Annotated in this window: 15 protein-coding genes, 1 tRNA gene and 1 pseudogene; 10 read left to right on the top strand and 7 right to left on the bottom strand. The window is 63.7% G+C overall.

The window, feature by feature from the left end; all coding sequences use genetic code 11:
• Positions 1 to 56 precede the first annotated feature (56 nt).
• The 4 genes from ACQY5K_RS11225 to ACQY5K_RS11210 are packed head-to-tail and all read right to left on the bottom strand — an operon-like array spanning position 57 to position 4612.
• On the bottom strand, positions 57 to 2147 hold the full coding sequence (locus ACQY5K_RS11225; RefSeq protein ID WP_428115165.1) for a reverse transcriptase domain-containing protein: 2091 nt from the start codon (positions 2145 to 2147) through the stop codon (positions 57 to 59).
• Positions 2148 to 2190: 43 nt separating this feature from the next.
• On the bottom strand, positions 2191 to 3525 hold the full coding sequence (locus ACQY5K_RS11220; RefSeq protein WP_428115163.1) for a hypothetical protein: 1335 nt from the start codon (positions 3523 to 3525) through the stop codon (positions 2191 to 2193).
• The gene (locus tag ACQY5K_RS11215) at positions 3522 to 4160 is read right to left on the bottom strand and encodes a hypothetical protein (RefSeq protein WP_428115160.1); all 639 of its coding nucleotides are present in this window, start codon (positions 4158 to 4160) and stop codon (positions 3522 to 3524) included. The genes ACQY5K_RS11220 and ACQY5K_RS11215 overlap by 4 nt, the downstream gene beginning before the upstream one ends.
• On the bottom strand, positions 4157 to 4612 hold the full coding sequence (locus tag ACQY5K_RS11210) for a MerR family transcriptional regulator (RefSeq protein WP_428115158.1): 456 nt from the start codon (positions 4610 to 4612) through the stop codon (positions 4157 to 4159). The genes ACQY5K_RS11215 and ACQY5K_RS11210 overlap by 4 nt, the downstream gene beginning before the upstream one ends.
• Before the next feature lie 204 nt (positions 4613 to 4816).
• On the opposite strand from ACQY5K_RS11210, the pseudogene ACQY5K_RS11205 reads away from it, so the two are divergent.
• Positions 4817 to 5251: pseudogene (locus tag ACQY5K_RS11205) on the top strand (DUF4011 domain-containing protein); the annotation flags it as partial.
• A 298-nt stretch (positions 5252 to 5549) separates the two neighbouring features.
• Here the strand turns inward: ACQY5K_RS11205 and ACQY5K_RS11200 are convergent.
• Positions 5550 to 5640: transfer RNA gene (locus ACQY5K_RS11200), tRNA-Lys, on the bottom strand.
• Here ACQY5K_RS11200 and ACQY5K_RS11195 point away from each other — a divergent pair.
• The 5 genes from ACQY5K_RS11195 to ACQY5K_RS11175 all read left to right on the top strand — a co-directional run bounded on the left by ACQY5K_RS11195 (position 5600) and on the right by ACQY5K_RS11175 (position 12265).
• A complete protein-coding gene (locus tag ACQY5K_RS11195) occupies positions 5600 to 8911 on the top strand; it encodes an AAA domain-containing protein (protein WP_428115155.1) in 3312 nt (1103 codons plus the stop codon). The two genes, ACQY5K_RS11200 and ACQY5K_RS11195, sit on opposite strands and share 41 nt — an antisense overlap.
• 67 nt (positions 8912 to 8978) lie before the next feature.
• Complete coding sequence (locus ACQY5K_RS11190) at positions 8979 to 9176, top strand: hypothetical protein (protein ID WP_428115153.1); 198 nt, start codon at positions 8979 to 8981, stop codon at positions 9174 to 9176.
• 78 nt (positions 9177 to 9254) lie between these two features.
• The gene (locus tag ACQY5K_RS11185; RefSeq protein ID WP_428115150.1) at positions 9255 to 9422 is read left to right on the top strand and encodes a hypothetical protein; all 168 of its coding nucleotides are present in this window, start codon (positions 9255 to 9257) and stop codon (positions 9420 to 9422) included.
• Positions 9423 to 9612: 190 nt separating this feature from the next.
• Positions 9613 to 10779 (top strand): hypothetical protein, encoded by a 1167-nt coding sequence (locus ACQY5K_RS11180; protein ID WP_428115148.1) that lies wholly within the window; start codon positions 9613 to 9615, stop codon positions 10777 to 10779.
• Positions 10780 to 11233: 454 nt separating this feature from the next.
• Positions 11234 to 12265 carry a DUF4268 domain-containing protein gene (locus ACQY5K_RS11175; RefSeq protein ID WP_428115145.1) on the top strand — a complete coding sequence of 344 codons (1032 nt, stop codon included), beginning with the start codon at positions 11234 to 11236 and terminating at the stop codon, positions 12263 to 12265.
• A gap of 16 nt (positions 12266 to 12281) precedes the next feature.
• Here ACQY5K_RS11175 and ACQY5K_RS11170 read toward each other — a convergent pair whose 3' ends face one another.
• Complete coding sequence (locus tag ACQY5K_RS11170) at positions 12282 to 12464, bottom strand: YjzC family protein (protein ID WP_428115143.1); 183 nt, start codon at positions 12462 to 12464, stop codon at positions 12282 to 12284.
• A gap of 207 nt (positions 12465 to 12671) precedes the next feature.
• Here ACQY5K_RS11170 and ACQY5K_RS11165 point away from each other — a divergent pair, with 207 nt between their 5' ends.
• Both ACQY5K_RS11165 and ACQY5K_RS11160 read left to right on the top strand, forming a co-directional pair.
• Positions 12672 to 13913: an HNH endonuclease gene (locus tag ACQY5K_RS11165; RefSeq protein ID WP_428115140.1), complete on the top strand. Its 1242-nt coding sequence runs from the start codon at positions 12672 to 12674 to the stop codon at positions 13911 to 13913.
• 211 nt (positions 13914 to 14124) lie between these two features.
• Positions 14125 to 14544 (top strand): helix-turn-helix domain-containing protein, encoded by a 420-nt coding sequence (locus ACQY5K_RS11160; protein ID WP_428115138.1) that lies wholly within the window; start codon positions 14125 to 14127, stop codon positions 14542 to 14544.
• Positions 14545 to 15117: 573 nt separating this feature from the next.
• On the opposite strand, the gene ACQY5K_RS11155 is transcribed toward ACQY5K_RS11160, so the two are convergent.
• Positions 15118 to 15582 (bottom strand): Panacea domain-containing protein, encoded by a 465-nt coding sequence (locus ACQY5K_RS11155; protein WP_428115135.1) that lies wholly within the window; start codon positions 15580 to 15582, stop codon positions 15118 to 15120.
• A 334-nt stretch (positions 15583 to 15916) separates the two neighbouring features.
• Between ACQY5K_RS11155 and ACQY5K_RS11150 the strand changes: the two genes are divergently transcribed.
• Positions 15917 to 17143, top strand: coding sequence for an IS110 family transposase (locus ACQY5K_RS11150; protein ID WP_428115133.1), 1227 nt, complete (start codon positions 15917 to 15919; stop codon positions 17141 to 17143).
• A 217-nt stretch (positions 17144 to 17360) separates the two neighbouring features.
• Positions 17361 to 18449: a DNA sulfur modification protein DndB gene (locus tag ACQY5K_RS11145; protein WP_428115131.1), complete on the top strand. Its 1089-nt coding sequence runs from the start codon at positions 17361 to 17363 to the stop codon at positions 18447 to 18449.
• Positions 18450 to 18593: the final 144 nt, after the last annotated feature.

Raw genomic sequence — 18593 nt, 5'->3', positions numbered from 1 at the left:
GTCGGGGATCCGCACTGAAACTTTGACATCGCGAGTGGTCCGGCGTATCGACGGTTTCAAGCTGTAGCGGCGAGGAGGGTGGCGACGGTGGCACCCTCGTGCTTCGCGACATCGTTGAAGGAGAACGGCGCGACGTGCCGCGTGAGATCCAAGACGTCATCGCGAAGCGCTGCCGGCGCCTCTGCGGAGATCTCTGGAACGCAGTCGGCGTCAAGCTTGCCGCGGTCCGCCATGAATCGGGCTGCTCGGAGCCGTCGCATCCATCCTCCATCCGTTGAATGAAGATGGGTCCGTGCGAGGCTGTCGAATTCTCCAGACTTGCCGGCATCGCCGAGCGCTTCGTAAAAGCGGAGCCACTGAGCGCCCGAGATCACACCGGAATCCTCGATTCGCTGCAACAGCCCTGCAACGGCGGTCGGATTTGAGGGTGCCGCTGTCCCGATGTAGGTCGACAGCGCATCGGCGTACTCCGGACGTGCCACGACGGCGGCCTCGAGTTCTGCGGCCGGTTCGGCCGACCCAGCGACCGCGAGCAGGGAGATTCCCGCCCGCATCAACACGGTGCCCGGCTGCGCACAATGACCTCTCCACCGTTGTTCGAAGCGGGCGGAAGCCTCCTCCGCGGCGGCCACCTCCTTCAACAGAATTATCAATGCACTGGTGTCGCTCGGGTCCCATGGGGTTCCGACTGATTCCATGACATCGCTGACACTGAGGGTTTCGTGGTACCAACTCCACGACAGTTCGTCATCGGCGCCGAGCGCGTCGAGCAGCTGGAATATCGCTGAGTGACGTTCGACATGGTCTGATGCATCGAGATACTCCCGCACTGCGTCGCTGACCTCGTTTCGACGGTCCATATACGTGGCGTGGCGAAGCACCCGAGTCTTGTCGTCGTTGACGGTGAGTTCCAGCGATCTCAGTTCTTTGCGAATCAGCCGCGCCGCGTCTGCAACATCGGAGTGCGAGCCGAGCACTCTGAGATCATCTCCGTGCCGCACATAGCGAAACCCGGCTGAGCGCAGCGTCATGTCGAGCGGTGCCAGCACGGCCGTTGCCAGCGGATCGGATGCGATGAGTCCTTGCGGAAGACCTCTCTTCAGGCCACCCATGACCGTGCCGAGCCACTCGTTCAAGGCTGACACCACCGTCTCGTCGCATCCTGCTCGCGTCAGCGTTTGGGCGAGTATGTCGTGGCGAATCGAGTCATAGAAGGACTGAATGTCAACTGACAGCACATGCGTCGCGCCGCTCTGGTTGACGAACCCTTCCAGCGCAATCCACTGCTTGTCGCGTCTGAATCCTCGCGGCCACAGAACCTCGCGCGCGGAGACCAGGCTGGCTTCGATCTCGGGACGGCAGCGTTCGACGAGTGCCGCGTATGCCAGCCGGTCGGCAAATCGCAGCGCCGCGGCGGGGCGAACGCCTCCGCTCGTCTTGGGGATCTCCACCTCGTGTGCGGGCGTCGGCACGTAGCGACCCGAGAAGAAGTCTTCTCGAAGAGCCGCGCAGACGCTGGCCATCCCCGCGGCAGTTAGGCGGTCGCCGACACGCCCCGGCAGCAGGTCGCTGTACACGTCGTCGGCGCTCAGTACCGGCAATCGTTCCGCGAAGGTCCGCCAACTCCAGCGGCGTCGGGCAGCGGAACCGTCCCGAACCGACCGGTAGATGCGCCGTCGCCGGTCGCCGGTCGCATGTTCAACCTCGATCAGTCCGTCTTCGCGAAGCGCCCGTGCTGCTCTGCTGATCTGGCTGATGTCGACGCCAAGCCGGCCAGCCAACTCGGTGGGCGTGGCGGTCTGCTGCTCCAGTTCGACCAGCATGCGTTCGCCGACACTGTGCGCGTACTCGCGGGCTTCTCGCCGAGTCTCGGAGGTGGCCGTCGCCAACAGCGCTTCCTGCAACTCGTCGCCGAGCGACACCAGTTCGCCAATGGGCAGATTGCGGCGTCGCAGGATGCGGATCGAGATGTCCAACTCTGCCGCGGCTGCCGCCAGATCCTCGGGGGCCGGGTCGTCGAGCAGTGCTCGGCCGCGTACAACGATGTCGGCGAGAGCAGCGCTCGCTGCGGCGTCGTGAGCAGCTTCCGTGCGTTCCAGCGCCGCCCGCATCTCATTCAGAAATGCGTCGAGCAACGCTCCGCTCATGCGTCAAGCATATGTCAAGCAAATGTCGCGTGCAAGCTTGACATCACGACCACCCACTGCCGAGCCGAGCGATTCCGAGGTCGGGCGCGGCGAGGCTCTGGCGCTCGAGGCATCTGCCCTCGGTCTGGCGCACCGGCTGGCCCAGCAGCGCATGACCTACCGAGGCGCCATCCCACACGCGGGGGTTGTTGGCGACCACCGTCGTCCCCTGCGAACGTGAGATGAGCAGGTTCGCCGCTGTGCTGAATTCCCCCAAGGTGTTCGACATGGCGGGTACGGCCAGCAGATGGACTCCCAAGTCTGCGACCGGGCTGGCGATGTCAACGCTGAGTGCGTCTTTGCAAACCAAGGTGGCCACGCGCACCAGATGGCCGCAGCCCACCGTGATGCACGGCTCGGCCGGATCGATGGGCTCCCGGATGCCGTCGCGGTCTTCGAATACTGTGAACTTGTCGTGGTGCCACGCGGCACCGACGCCAGGCAGCAGGACGGCAGTTCGGTTGATGCGTCGGCCGTCCTCGACCAGATGAGCACTGCCTGCAAACAGAATCGGTAGGTCCACTGCGTTGGCCCACTGTTCGCTGAGCCATTCGACGATGTCTTGATCGACGCTCAACTCGGGCAGCACGACAACATCGACACCCGCCTCGCGGGCTTCGCGCAGGAGCCGGTTGATCGTCGACCGCTGAGCCTGAGAATTGGCAGGACCCATCCGGTTGGGTGGAAGGTTGAGTTCGGTCAACGATTCGTTAGGCAGCACAACGGCTGCTTCCAAAGGCGGCGACGCGGCCAGGCGGTCGATAATGGGGGCGTACTCGCCGACCACGCGAACACGGGTCCCGTCCACAGCACGACGGCGAACATGATCCAACTCACCCTGACGCAAAGGCAGCCGATGAGGCCAGGCGCTGTGTCCGACGGTGCCCATGAGCCGCATCTCGCCAACCGGGTACAGATCCCCTGCCCCGAGTTCGAAGGATGTACCTCGTTCTGCCAGCCAGTCACGAGTGAAACTGGGCCAGTACAGCTGATCCAACGCTGTGGCGGCGGCATGGGCCAGCGCTCGGTCGGACAACAGAATCTCAGCGGCAGGAATCGCAGCGATCGCCCCGGCAGCCTCTATGGGCCTGTAGCTGGTGACTGCGCTAGACCTTGATTCACCTTGGGGTGTCAAGCGCTGCTCGAGGGCCGCCGACACAGCAACTGCGTGTTCGTGGACGCTCTCTACCGAGTCTCCGATGCTGTCGCCGCTGGCCTGCGAGTCTGCGTGTTCCAGCAGGGCACAAACCGCTTGCCACGCAGAATCGGACTCGCGGCAGATTGCCGCGATCACGGGACCTGCTTCGCCACCGCGGCGGGCTGCGGGCGTTCGGTTCATGGTGGATCTGCTGTGTCCGTGCTGTGGCCGGCGGGGGTGCCGACAACGTCTGGTCGGTGCGGCTGGTCCACCGTGTCGAACAGTTCCGGTGTTCGTTGGCTCGGGCTCTCTCGCCACGGCGCTGGAAGCGGCTCAGGAAGCAGATCGTCGTGGAGATAGCGCTGCAAGCGCTGAAACCCGGCGAAGTCGCCATTCGTGGCGAACACATCGAGCAGATTGGCCGCGCAATCCGCGAGCATTTCCTTCGCGGCACCGCTTTCGGGCAGATGTGACGTAAGCACCAGCACCGGCTGATTCTGGAGTCGGCCAATCATGATTGCGTCGAAGCCCATCTTCTTCACCGTGTCGGTCCGCCTCAGGCCTGCCCGCTCGCCGTCGTCCGGCACGCCATGAACCAGGACCAAGAATCGTTGACCGTTCAGGCCGACGATCTCGGCTTCGACTTCGTAGGCGCCCACCTTGTGCCGGCTGCGCACAATGCTGGCACCGGCTTCCTGCATCCACTTGTGGGCCTGGGCCTTGAATTCCTCGTTCACCGCCTTGGCTCGGGACTGGCCTGCTTGGGCAGGGTTGGGAATGTCTCCTTCGAAGAGTTCGCTGACTGCTCGGTCGGGTACTGGCCTGAGCGCGTTCATGCCGTCTTCCTTTGAGTCCTCATTGGACTTACCTCAGCCAAGCCACTGGGCGGCTGAACGTTGAGAAGACTCGTGCGTAGCGGTTCGAGGTGGTAGACGCTGAAGCGGCCTTCACGGGTGATCGCCTCGTGCAGCCTGCCGTCGTCAATGCAGGCTTCTACGGCTGATTCCGTGCCAGCCACGAGCCAGGTTGCATACTCCAGGTCCACCGTGCTGACTCGCTCACCGAGATCGCTGACCTGCCAGCCAGACTTGGCAAAGTGACGCAGCGCGGCGAGGCGCAGGACATCAGTCACCGAGTACCGCCGACGACCGCCGCGTCCCGACCCCGGCTGGATCGAGGGTGTGACCCAGCCTTGGCGTGCCCAGTGGTCGAGCTGCCGGTAGGTGATGCCGGCTGCATTGGCAGCTTCCGTCGCTGTGATTACACAATCATCGCCCGGTGTGTTCATAGCGGGGATTACACTACACGCGGTATGTGTAGTCAAGCGCGAGTTTCGGTTAGTAGGTCTGGAATCGATAGCGCACTCAGATTTGGCTGCTGAATCCGGCTGCTCGCAGGGCGTCGACATCTGCGTCGCTGGTCGCAGCTGGCGTTTCGGTGAGCTGGCGGCGAAGCCCAGCATGGCAGTGCGCTTCGCTACGATGCCGCGGCTATGCCGCAACCCGATCACGAACGCCTCGCTGCAGTGCGCAGAGCCGCTCAGCGGTGGCAGAACGAGCTACTTGACACGACCGGCCGCAATCGGTTGCGCCGATACCGCGACCTGAAGACCGGCACGCTCGATCTCACGCCAGGGGCAGATGCCGGCGCGAGTGCCCAGGCGCTCGATCGGCTGCTGGCTGGCCGCAAAGTGCGCCTCAGCGACATCTACTCCACGGTGATGTCTGCTGCCGCGGCGGCGCCTTTCGACGATGCGCGGCGACGAGTGTTTGCGATCCACAAGACGGCGCTGACGAACCTTGAAGAGAAGGGCATTGACACGTGCTTCGCCGCGATCGGACTTGCGAGTTGGAGGGTCGAGCAAGGCACCGAACCCATTGCGCCGGTCATCCTCGTGCCGTTGCACACAGTGCCTACCGGGGCTGCCACCCGCGATTTCGAAGTCTCCGTCGCCGGTGATGCGCACCTGAATCCAGTGCTTGCGCGCATGGTGCGCAGCGATCATGGCATCGAGATGGACGACATCGAGGCTGATGTTGCCGAGGATCCTCCCACCTCGCTCGAAGCCTTCGATGAATTCTTGGACCAGTTGACCGGTGCATGGAGTGAGCTGCCGGAATTTGCGATCACACCTCGTGTCGTGGCAGGCAACTTCTCGTACTCGACGATGCCGCTCGTCCAAGACCTCGATCAAAGCGCCGAGGCGTTCGCACAGAACGACCTCGTGGCGGCGATCGCGGGGGTCGAACCCGCCCGGGCCGCACTCACAGCAAGAATGTGCGATCCCAGCCCTAGCCAGCCCGATCTCGATCCGCCGGAATCGGAGTTTCTGATTCTCGACGCGGACTCGAGCCAGCACTTGGCCATCAACCGGGTCCTCGGAGGCGAGTCCGTGGTCATTCAGGGCCCGCCTGGGACCGGCAAGTCACAGACGATCTCGAACTTGATCGGCACCCTTGTCGCACACGGCAAGCGAGTGCTGTTCGTGGCAGAGAAACGCGCAGCCATTGAAGCTGTCACAAAGCGGCTGGACTTGGTCGGTCTCGACGATCTGGTGATGGACCTGCATGGAGGAGTCACCTCTCGGCGGGAGTTTGCAAGCCGTCTTTCAGATTCGCTCGATCACGTCGCGACGATTCCGGCCCAAGACCACACCGAGTTGCACAGTCGCCTGCAAGACCGCCGGGGCGAACTTCTTGCCGACAAGGCCGCCGTGCACGACCAACGCGCACCGTGGAACCTCAGCGTGTTCGAAATGCGCCAGCGCCTGCTCGGCGTTCCTGTTGAGGCACATACCCCGTCGCGGTTGTCGTCCGATTCGGCGAACGGCATCGATCGCGAGAGCTTTGAGCAACTCAGCCACGACATCACCGAGTGGGTCGACCTTGCCGGACATGATCTGCCGACTTCGCACCCGGAATGGTCAAGAAGCACCATCGAAACGACTCAAGAGGCGCAAGCTGCCTTTGAACTCGTTCGGGGCCTTGCCCTTGATCGGCTGCCTGCAGCTCGCAGTGCGATCGAGGCCTGTCTCGACGAAATCGGGGCCGCCCTTCCGGACGCCTATGCACAATGGCGCGATGCGTTGGATTCGCTCGCCGACATCAGGCAGACGCTTGAGCGGTTCAGCGACGACCTGTACGCATTGGATGTATCCGAGTTGCGGAGCTCGCTGGCGTCGGCACGGAAGTCGGGGATGGCGCGCGCCAGCGCACGGCTGTTCTCCGGCGCCTATCGAAGAGCGCGCGAGTCGGTCGCCACAACGCTGCGCGAGTCGGGGGATCTGTCGCCCATAGACGCGCTCGACACGTTGGAACAAGTGGGGAAGCATCTCACAGCGTGGTCGGAGTTCTCAGCGGAGGGCCTGCCCCGAGTACCGCAGGGTCTCGACGACGCGATCGACGGGGTCACGGCGGCGGCCGAGAGCCTCGCATCGCTGCAGAAATACGGGCTTCTGACCGAGAGCGACACGACGGCTAAGCCGGTGCCGGCGCTGGCCGAAACGCTCGACCGCTTGGCATCGAGTTCCGATGTCGCCCAGAAGCTGCCGCGGATACGCGAGCTCGAGTCCGGCTTTCGCATCGCCGAGGTGATGTCGCTTCTTGAGCAAGCCGGCAACTCATACCCGGCTCACATGGCTGCCCGCGCTGTCGAGCACGCCTGGCTGTCCCGGGTGTTGGAGGACTTGAGCTTCACCGACCCGCGGCTGTCCGGATTCGACAGCGATCGCGCGACGCGGGTCCGCGACGAATTTGCACAGTTCGACCGGCAGCACCTGAACGTGGCACCGATGCGCCTGCGTCGCCGTATCGCCCAAAGCGTGATTGCCGCGATGGACGCGCACCCTGAGGAAGCAACGTTGATCCGCACCGAAGCCGGCAAGAAGCGCCGTCACTTGAGCATTCGCCAACTGCTCGCACGCGCACCACATGTGCTGACAGCGCTGCGACCTTGCTGGACCATGTCTCCGGTGCTCACGGCCGAGATGATTCCATCCGATGCGAACATCTTCGATGTCGTCGTGTTTGACGAGGCCTCCCAGATTCCTCCCGCCGAAGCCATCGGCAGCCTCGCCCGCGCTCCCCAAGCTGTCATCGCCGGCGACAGTCGTCAGCTGCCTCCCACAGCGTTCTTCGGCCGCGAAAGCACGCATGACGATGACGCGGATGCCGACGAGGCGCCGATTGCCACAGACGACATCGAATCGCTGCTCGAAGTCGCTGACATCTTCTTGCGCGACACGATGCTCACATGGCACTACCGCAGTCGCGACGATCGGCTCATCGCTTTCTCGAACGAGCACATCTACGGCGGGTCGTTGACAGCATTCCCCGGGTCCGCCAAGGAATGTCCGCTGACCCACCATCTGGTTCCGTTCCGGCCACATGCCGAGGTCAATGGCACTCGGTCGAATCCCGATGAAGCGCTGCTTGTAGCTGAGCGGGTGCTCGACCACGCTCGCACCTCGCCCGACGAGACGCTTGGTGTCATCGCGTTCGGCCAGGCGCATGCAGACGCCATCGAAAATGCACTCATGCGCGAGTTGCGGGACCTCAATGACCCCGCGCTCGACGAGTTCTTCTCTGAAGCCAACGATGAACGCTTCTTCGTGAAGAACATCGAGCGTGTTCAGGGCGACGAGCGCGACGCCATCATTCTCAGCGTCGGATACCACAAGGATGCGAACGGCCGGCTGCCGTACCGCTTCGGTCCGCTGAATCAGGAAGGCGGGGAGCGTCGGCTCAATGTTGCCGTGACCCGAGCCCGATCACGCGTGGACGTCGTGTCGTCATTCGGCCATCACGACATGGAACCGGGTCGTTCCTCCGCGAAGGGCGTCGAACTCCTGCGGCAGTACCTGCAGTACGCCGCCACCGAAGGTCGCGTACTCGGCGCAAGCGCTCATGACGTGCCGCTCAATCCCTTTGAACTGTCGGTCAAGGAAGGTCTCGAGCGCCGCGGGATCCCGGTGACGCCTCAATACGGGGTCTCGGGATACCGAATCGACTTCGCGTGCGCGCACCCTGACAAGCCCGGCCAGATGGTGCTGGCCATCGAAGCCGACGGCGCCACGTATCACTCCACACCGACAGCTCGTGACGCCGATCGGCTGCGCCAAGAGGTGCTGGAAGGCAAGGGATGGCGCGTCCATCGCATCTGGTCGACCTCATGGTTCAACGACCGGGAAGCGGAACTCGACAAGGCCGAAGCTGCCTGGCGCAATGCTGTCCGTGCTTCCGACGGGTTCGTAGGCATAGGAGCTGGCGCGAACAGCGCGACGCAGCGGCAAGTTCGCACCGGGCCGACGATGACCGGGCCCTCGTCTACAACCGATCGGCCCGAGATGCCGCCAGTCCAACGGGCACCTCGGCCGGCAGTCCCTCGTCGTGGATCGCTTGGCTACGACAACATCACCGACTATCGGCACGATCAACTCGTCGCGCTCGCACGCTGGATCGAGTCGGACACCCTGCTGCGCACCGAGAGCGGCATGATTGCAGCCATGATCGACGAGCTGGGCTTTCGGCGGGGCGGCAAGAGGATCGTCACCGCCCTTGAGATCGCGATCCGCGAAGCCCGGAGTTGAGGCCCAGTTCCGCATCGGCAAACAGAGTCTCGTTGGCACGTGCCGGTGGAGCGCGAGACTTTCCCACATGGCAAACGAACGCAGCTACCAAGGGCTTCCCCTGCACGAAGCTGTGAGACGTATTGCGCGCCACCATGTGCACCGTGACGTTCGACATATCAACGATGAGGAAATGCACATCTTGCTGGACGCCGCTGACTGGCTGGCACGGAACGGCTGTGAGGAACACATCGGGGGCCGGCAGTTGTTCGGTGACAACGACTAGTCCAAGACCGCTCGCCGCACCTGCTCGGCGCGCTCAGCCGGACAAGGCGAGGTTCTCGGCGGCTGAGCATCCTTGGTCGTGGTCTCAGTTGAGCAGACGACGGAGTGCCTCTGCCTGCTCGGGGAGGTAGGCGCTGAACTCGACGTGGGTGCGCCCTTGTTGCGGGTGACCAACGCGCTGTCTGATCACGACAAGGAGCAGGTGCTGCGCTTTGCCGAGTTCCTCGCCGACGCCGGCCGGCCATGATCCTCCGGAGCCGAGCGGGCGGGGTAACCCGCCGCTTCGGGACACCCGGCCCGACCACTCCGAGACCGGCGAGGACGTGGAGACTCTCGTTCTGGCCTCCGCCAATGGCCGCGGTGTCGATGTAACCACCTAACGCATTCGCATACCTGTGGCGGCTTGGTGTAAGGATTCGCTGTCGAAGGGTGCGCTCGTGACAGCTGAGGTTGTGATCCTTAATCGTGAAGCCGTGGCCATCGCCGCGGACAGCGCGGCCACCGTCGCAGGCCGAGGCCCCAAGATCTACAACACCGCCAACAAGCTGTTCTCGCTGTCGACCGTGGAACCAGTCGCAGTGATGATCTATGGTGCCGGGACCTTTGGTCCAATCCCATGGGAAACGGTTGTGAAGGAGTATCGAAAGGCAGCCGGCACGAAGACTTTCGAAACCGTTGCTGAGTACGCCGCCGACTTCATCGACCACCTTTCGGATCTGACTCAGCACGTGACCCGAGACGAGCAACTCGAGCGAGTCGCGATGACTGCACGCTGGGAACTTGAGATGATCCGCGACATCGTGGACGACGAAATCGTTGCAGCATCGGCCGATGGCACAGAACTGGACGACTCCGTGGTCATCGAGCGCATCCTTGGCCAAATCGATGCGACGATTGACCGGCTCGGGCGCGGCACGCTCGTCGAGGGGCTCAGTGCTGCGATCGTTGGGCGCGAGATCGGCAGCGCAGCGCCTGATTGGCCCGGCTTCGTCGCCGCCGCATTTCGAGGCCTGCCGATAGATGGTCGCGTTGTGCGACGCGCAAGGGTGCTTGTACGCACGTCGTTGCGGCTCGCGGATCGATCACCCGGAAGCGGAGGAGTGGTCATAGCAGGATTCGGCGAGTCAGAGATCTTCCCCGCGCTCTCGCACTATCTCCTTGACGGTGTCGTCGCGAACCGGGTTCGAGTGCGTCCGGGCGGGCATGACCGCATCGACGGGAGCCAATCGGCAGGCATCTATCCGTTCGCGCAGGAGGACATGGTGGCCACGTTCATGGATGGCGTGCACCCGGGCTTTCGTGTGGCGCTTAACGGGTTCGTCCACGAGACGATCACACTGCTCACCGAGCACTTCTGCGACGTGGTCGAGGACGCACTCCCAGCAGCGGTTTACGGACAGTTGCGGCACGCCATGCAGGAGGCTCGCGCCGGGATCACCGACCACTTTGGGAACCTGCTGGACGAGTTCCTGGAGCACAACAATTCGGGACCGATCATGTCGGTCGTGGAAGTGCTGCCCAAAGAAGAGCTAGCCGAGATGGCCGAGGCGCTTGTCAACCTCACCTCGTTCAAGCGAAGGGTGACGCCGGGGCTGAGACTGTAGGCGGCCCCATCGACGTCGCCGTGATCTCGAAAGGTGACGGCCTCGTGTGGATCAAGCGGAAACACTATTTCGACCCGGATCTGAACCACCGGTACTTCGAGCGTGACCGCCAACTTCGAGGTTCTGGCACACTAGGAGGAGCACCATGACACGGACGCCCGATAACGACATACGACAGGAACTCGCGCGGTCGCGGGCGATCAGGGTCCGCCCGGGGCTGAACAGGCCCGAGGATCCGCGCGAATTCGGGCGCCGAGTCGCTCAAGAGACCTTTGAGCGCTACGTGAGATCTCGGGACCGAACAGAGGACATCGAGAAGCGCTGACGCTGGCATTACCTAGCGCTGTCTTCAGCCGGTCGGTGATAGCGGCGCAGCGTTTCTCAGCCCCCGAGACCCGACCAGGTGGTCTCTACCGTTCTCGCTCTAGCCGGTCCGCACGAGGAGACGAGTGCTGTGGTTCATGTTGCGTCGCTTGAAGATGTGCCGTTGCGCGACGTGTGGCCAGACGAGGCCAGAGACTTCACGCCGTGGCTGGCGGCGCACCCGGATCATCTCGGCAAGGCGCTCCAGATGGATCTGGAACTGGAAGGAGACGAGGTCGCTGTCGGGCCGTTCTCGGCTGATGTCGTGTACCGGGATGCGAACACCGGCCACCGTCTCGTCGTCGAGAACCTGCTTGAGCCCACCGACCACGACCACCTGGGCAAGCTGATCACCTACGCCGCCGGGCTGGAAGCGCACTGGGCCGTGCTGGTCGCGAAGTCGTTCCGCCCCGAGCATCGCTCCGCACTGAATTGGCTGAATTCGCTGTCAGGCGAGGGAAGCGGCTTCTTCGGGATCGAGGTCCACGCAGTTCGCATCGGCGACTCGCCAGCCGCAGTGCAGTTGAACGTCGTTGTGGAGCCAGACGACTTCTCGCGCAGCGCACGCGCAGCGTCCAAGACCGTGTCCGCGTGGAACGCCGGCTATGCCGACTGGTGGGCTGAGTTCCTTCCCGCTTTCCACCAAGCGCACCCTGGTTGGAGCAACGCCCAGACCCCGCAACCCGTCAACTGGATGAGCTTCCCCACCGGCCGCAGTGGTGTCCGCTATCTGCTGAGCTTCTCCTATCCAACAGGTGCCACGAACTACAGCCTCCGGGCTGAGGTGTACATCGACGACGGAGAGTCGGTCCTGCCTTTGATGGAGGCCCGCCGTGCTGAGATTGAGGTGTCGTGCGATCTAGCGCTTCGATGGGAGCCCATCGAGAACGCAAGAGCATCGCGGGTCGCCGCCTACCTCGACCCCGTCGATCCGGCTGATCGCGAAAGCTGGCCGAGGTATCGGGCTTGGGCCATCGAAACGCTGGGCGAACTGCGCCGTGTCTTTGCGGAGCCGATCAGGAACCTGCAGCAGCCGTCAGTTGGTAGCGCGCATCCGCCAATCGAGATAGGTGCCGTGGACCATCAACCGATCACTCGCTGTACTACCGATCAGCGATCGTAGGAATATGGGCGGCTGGTCAGGGCCTCGGCGGGCCTGTTCGCTCCCACTTGTGGCCGGACTCTGAGGTGGGAGGGAGGGGCTTGTCCCCCTCTTCAATCGTGACCTGTCGAGGATCACTGATCTGACCCCCACGCGGGCCGCGTTCTTCGTATTCGCCAGGACGTGAAGGCGTTTCACCTGGCTTCTGGAGCTTGCCCATGTCAATTCCTTTCGTAGTCCACCGGTGCTGGAACTGACATCGGTCGGTTCCCACCAGTTACCGCGGTGTAATTCCTCAGATGTAACTCATCTGTGGCGAGTTGCACTGTATCGGTCGACAAGCGCGAACTCGCGGGTGCACCTGCCTCAGGCCGCGATGCATCTTCGGGAGAGTGATTCGTGAGCCATGCGTCACTACGTTGGCACGATGCCAAGCTCATCCTCGAGACCCGCGCGGTTCAGTGTCGCGTTCCCTGACGATGGCTCCGTGCCGTATGTGGTGTTGCCGCTGGGCTCAATCTGGCCGAGTCACCCTGAGGCGGCGGCGATCGCGAACCTCATTTGGGACTCCGGCCATCGGGACCGTGACTGGGGAATGACCGTGAGCCGCTGCATCGAGGCTCGTGCGATTGCCGGTCGCCATGCGAGGGGCGTTGATGCGCTCGGCAATCCGGTGAGCGCGCAAGTGCGCGACGGCGCCCGACGTGTGCTCAAGAAGCTCGACACGGGCCTGCGAGCGCTCGCAGCGCATGGAGTAGCTGGAGCCGCTGAGGGGAGCATCTCATTGTCCGAAGCGGTCGCGTCGCTCGGTGGCGACGGGAGCGATTCGCATGGCACACCGCAGCGTCCGATGTTTGTACTCACGTGGAGCCCTCGGCCGCAGGACATGAGTTCTGCCGAGCTGGTTGAGCATCGGGGCTATTGGCTGGACAAGATCCAGTCAACCGAAGGCGAAGTCACATCAGATGGCTGGTGGTCGACGGGTTCACGCATAGGCGGCATCAGCGAGGGTGATGATCTGGTCTTGTTTCTGCACGGCGCCGGGGGCGGAATCATCGCGAGCGGCACGGCCGCTAGCGAGGTCTACGAGGATTCTGCCGATGGGACGAATTGGATCGATGTCGAATGGGAGCACTGGGTGGCAGCCGAGGATTGCCTGCCGGTCGAGCTGCTCCGTAGCTCCATCGCACCGAGGTTCTTCGAGTTCGCACCTAGAGGATCCGGCCAGCGGCTCTCCGACGAAGAAGCAGCTTCGCTCAAACGGGCCTGGCAGGAACTGCTCGGGCAGTCCCCTTCGCTCTCAGGTGACGAGGCAGGGGTGCGAGTTCCCGGCGGCCAGACGGTGCCGGAAGGTGCGATCAGTCGTGCTGAGGTGAACCGGTATGAGCGCAGCAGATGGGCCCGCGCGGAGTGCCTGAAGCACTACGGGCGCACATGCCAGGTGTGCGGCCTTGACTTCGAGGAGCGCTACGGCGAACTCGGCCGAGGCTTCATGCACGTGCATCACGTCACGCCGCTGCACGAGATCGCCGGCAACCCCGAGTACCGGCTCGTCCCTATCAAGGACTTGCGACCCGTGTGCCCTAACTGCCACGCAATGCTCCATCGACCCAAGGACCGTACGCTGAGCGTGGAGGAGCTTCGATTGCACCTCAACCGGTACATCTGAACTGACCACAGGGAATCGAATCGCGAGCGAACGCGGTCAACTCGACGTGTCAGCGAACAGGAGCGGTATGGCCTGCCGTTGCTGTCGAGTCCCTGACTTGGAGCTTGGCCAGCGTGCATCCCCGATTCGGACAACGGCCCAGCGAGCCTCTTGGTCCGCACTGCCGGAGTAGGAACCGGACCGCTTGGCAGCAGATGTCAGATAATATGACATGTATGTCATATCAGGCGACATCAACGTGAGAAAACGGGTCACGAAAACCGATGAGCCTGGTTCCGACGAGGACGCAGAGATGGCGCTGGCGCGGCGCCTGCGGTTTGCGCGCGAGCACATCGGTCTGGTGCAGGCGGATGTTGCAACTGCGCTGGACATTCCCCGAGCAAGCGTGTCGGCGATTGAGTCCGGGAAGCGTCGGGTCTCGTCGCTTGAGCTCAGGCGCCTCGGCCGTCTGTACCGTCGCCCCGTGGCGTGGCTTCTTGGGGAGGAAGGCACTGAACTTGACGCCGACGCACCCTTGTTGCAGGTGACCAGGGTGCTGTCGGATCACGACAAGGAGCAGGTGCTGCGCTTTGCCGAGTTCCTCGCCGACGCGGGACGGCCTGGGTCCGCCCCGGCCGAGCGGGTGGAGTGACATGGTTTTCAGAGGGACATCAGGACCCATTGCTCCGAGAACGGCGAGATTCTCTTCCTAGCGGCCGCCAGTGGAGACGGCGCCGGTTGAGCCGTATCTTCAGTGGATCAGGTATTGCGTGGTTCGGTTGGGTAGATCTCGTGATTCGGGTCCCACCACAGCATTTCGAAGATGCCTCGGGGCGTCCTAACTGCGTAGAGCCGTTTGGCGCTGCCGATTCGGATCCTTGCGATCTCGGTCGCGTCGTCTCGTTCTTAGTTGGCCAGTTGCCGTTTCGCGTCTGCGCTGAAGCCGCGGTCGATTGTCGTTTGGTCGTAGACCGTGAAATCGCGCTGAGATGTGGACGATCCGACAAGGACCTGCGTCATGGACCTGTCGTCCAACGCCGAGACACGGTCAACGATTCGGCGCAGGTCGGCATCGTCTATTGCGCTCCAGCCGCCCTGTTGAGGGTAAGTACGGTCCAGCGTCGAGAACCGCCACGAGAGGGCAGCGTTGTCAGGGCCTGGCGGCGTTGCGCTTGGGCGGGGGCCGTGCTGTTTCGAGCGCTTCGGCTGAGTGCCCTTCGGGCGTTTAGCCATCCTCGGACTGTTGGTCCATCAGTCCGCTGAAATAGTCCTGCATCGTGTCAAGGCTGATGGTGCGCGTGCCGCGTTCAGTGGGCGCAAGACCCTCGCGCGCTTCGATCCACGGCCGTTCGCCGTGCGTTGCGCGCGACAACTGATCCGCGGACCAGTCGCCGTAGAAGTCCACGACGGCTTCGACAGTTTCGCGCTCGTCCTTCGTCAGCCGTTCATGGTCAGCGCCCCAGGAAGCAGGGAGCGGATGGTTCAGTCGGAACGTGCCGCGATGCAGGTCGTAGATGTCGCGGACGACGGGCCCGTTTGCCCACGCCTCGATGCGCTCGTCGAATAGTGCCTCGCCATCCCACGCCAAGTGCCAGCCTTGGCAGTAATACAGCAGCTTCTGCAGCTTCATGGTCGTGGCCGACCCGAGCAGGCTCAGCACGAGGTCAGATGAGTCATGTGCGCTTGACATCGCCGGCCTCCTTCCCATCGGTCGCCCCGGCGTTCATTCTGGGCTGCGACACGCTACCGACGACCACACAGGCCGTACGGCACCAGTATGGCAACGGGGTGCCACAGCCATGATGTTGGGGTCAGCAGTCGGGCCCGGGTCTGACCCAGGGTGTCACGGGCTTTGTGCCTTTTTCGTGATTTGTCGGCTCGGTGTCCTGGCTGCTGGCGCGCACCGGCCGGTCGGGCGGACGTGACTTGATAGGAGCCTTGGCTATGCACCGTGGCTGTGCTGTCCGCCGTCCCGGCCGGTGGTGCCTTGATCACCCGGTTAGGGAGAAAGGCAGGGGTTCATCATGGCTGATGAGGCGGTCGGCGTCTACGGGGGCGTCGACACGCACAAGGAGGTCCATGTCGCTGCGGCGGCCGACCAGGCGGGCCGGGTGCTCGCCACGGCGTCGTTCGGGGCGGACCCGGCGGGGTATCGCCGGCTCGCAGAGTGGCTGGGGTCGTTCGGCCCTGTGGTGCGCGTCGGCGTGGAGGGCACCGGCTCTTATGGGGCGGGGCTGACGCGCCACCTGGTCGGCTCGGGTGTCGAGGTGGTCGAGGTGAACCGGCCGAACCGTCAGATGCGTCGCCGCCGCGGCAAGTCCGACACCGTCGACGCCGAGGCCGCGGCACGCGCTGCGCTCAACGGCGAGGCGGCCACCGTTCCCAAGGGCGGCGACGGGATTGTGGAGTCGATCCGGGCGATCCGGGTCGTGTTGTGCTCGACGCGTGCTCATCGCACCCGCATCTCCAATCAGATCCGCGATCTCATCGTCACCGCTCCCGACCGGCTGCGCAGCGCCCTGGAGCCGCTCACCACTGCGCAGCGGGTGGCTCGGTGCGCTCGGTTCCGTCCCGGCGACCCCGCCGAGCCCGCCGAGGCGGCAAAGATCGCGTTGCGCACCCTGGCCCGCCAATACCAGGCCCTCGACGCCGACCTCGACGAGCTGCGCCGCCATCTCGACAAGCTCACCAACACCGCCAACCCGGCGCTGCGAGCCGCCAAAGGCATCGGCGCCGACACGGCGTCGATCCTGCTCATCGCAGCCGGCGACAACCCCGCCCGGCTCACCACCGAAGCCGCGTTCGCGGCGCTGTGCGGCGCATCACCCGTCGAGGCGTCATCAGGCAAGACCACCCGCCACCGCCTCAACCCCGGCGGGAACCGCCAGGCCAACCACGCCCTGTGGCGCATCGCCATGGTCCGCCTCGCCACCTGCCCCCGAACACGCGCCTACGCCGCCCGCCGCCAAACAGAAGGCAAATCACGCCGAGAGATCATCCGATGCCTCAAGCGCTACATCGCCCGAGAAGTCTTCGCCCTGCTCGCCGACCCCCACCACACCAACAGCGCCGACAACCCAGGCGAGCTGCGACACCGACGACAAGCAGCAGGCCTCAGCCTCGCCCACGCCGCCGACCAGCTCAACACCTGGCCCGCAACCATCTCGGTGATCGAACGCGGCAAAGCACCCCACCACCCCCTCATACCCGCCTACCGCGACTGGCTCAACACACTCCAACCCGCCGCTTGACGAACCATAGGAGCATCGCGAAACGCGTTCCGGTCGTCCTGCGATGTCCGGCGACCGCCCCGCTGGGTGTGCTGCATAGGCCGACGGATCAGCGCTATCGAGCGCCGCTAGCCATTTGTCAACGCGTGTGTTTGCAAAATATGTCTCCAATTGAGTCCTTGTATACGTATACTTCGCAATGTCTTGAATCAGCCGATGTCCATAAGGAGGCAAACGGATGCGTACATCACTTCAAGCTACGTTTCGAGTTCCTGCGACGCGGGGGCGCATGGGGAACACCACCTACTACACGACGTCCTTGCGGTTCGGGATCGTTGTGAAGGTCTTCGTTTACGACCCCGAGGACATGCCCGCCCTCCCGCCCGAGGACCGGACGCAGCGGGAGTTGAAGAAGCGGCGAGTGCCTGAGATAGCGGAGTACATCCTCGGCCATGACGACTACATCTTCTCCGCGGTCACGGTATCAGTCGATGTCAACTCGTTCGAATTCGAATCCGTCGAGCCGGGCAGCGACATCGGCGTGCTGCACTTGCCGCCCGATGCCGACTACATCGTGAACGACGGTCAGCACCGGATCGCGGGCATCGCACAGGCGTTGCGCGAGGACCCGACGCTCGCCAACGACTCGATTTCCGTGGTCTTGCTGCCCGACGGGGGCACGCAGCGCAGCCAGCAGATCTTCAGCGACCTCAATCGCACTGTCCACAAGACCTCCAAGTCGTTGGACATCCTCTACGACCACCGCCTGCCCATTAACCAGATCACCATGGACTGCGTTGACGCTGTGCAGCTGTTCCAAGGACGAACCGACAAGGAGCGTGTCTCGTTGTCCGTGCGGAACCAGAACTTCGCCACGCTGTCCGGCATTCAACGGGCCAACACCCAACTGCTGGGCGACATCCCCGAGGGAGCCGACGACGCGGACATCAGCGCTGCACGTGATTACGCCATTGACTTCTGGAACCGGCTGACGCAGGTCGTGAGTCCGTGGCCCGAGATCGCGGCTGGGACGAAGACCCCCGCCGAGGCGCGCCAGGATTACCTGTCGTCGTACACGCTCGTGCTGTGGGCGCTTGGCCGGGTCGGCGCATCGCTTCGGGAGCAAGGCATCGACCTCAGCGCCCTTGATGCACTCGCCGAGGTCGACTGGCGCAAGAGCAACTCTGAATGGGAAGGCATCTGCGTCTTGGGGCAGAGCATCATCACTAGGACCTCCACGCGCGACGCCACCGGTGAGCTCCTGAAGTACAAACTCGGGCTCCGACCCGACGCCCCGGCCGCAGTGCTCGATACGGAGACCTCGTGACGGACGATGGTCGGCCGGCCTCGTGTTCATGCAAGTCGGGGAGACGAGGTCTGCAGCAGGACCTGCCTGTGTCGGCGCTGTTCACGTCAGCGTTGAGAGCAGGCAGCCGAGGATCAGATTCAAATGACGGCTATGTAGTTTCTT

This window comes from Candidatus Poriferisodalis sp. (assembly GCF_965262965.1).
GTDB lineage: Bacteria > Actinomycetota > Acidimicrobiia > Acidimicrobiales > Poriferisodalaceae > Poriferisodalis.
The sequence above is the reverse complement of the archived record's forward strand: the minus strand, read 5'-3'. Positions and strand labels throughout refer to the sequence as shown.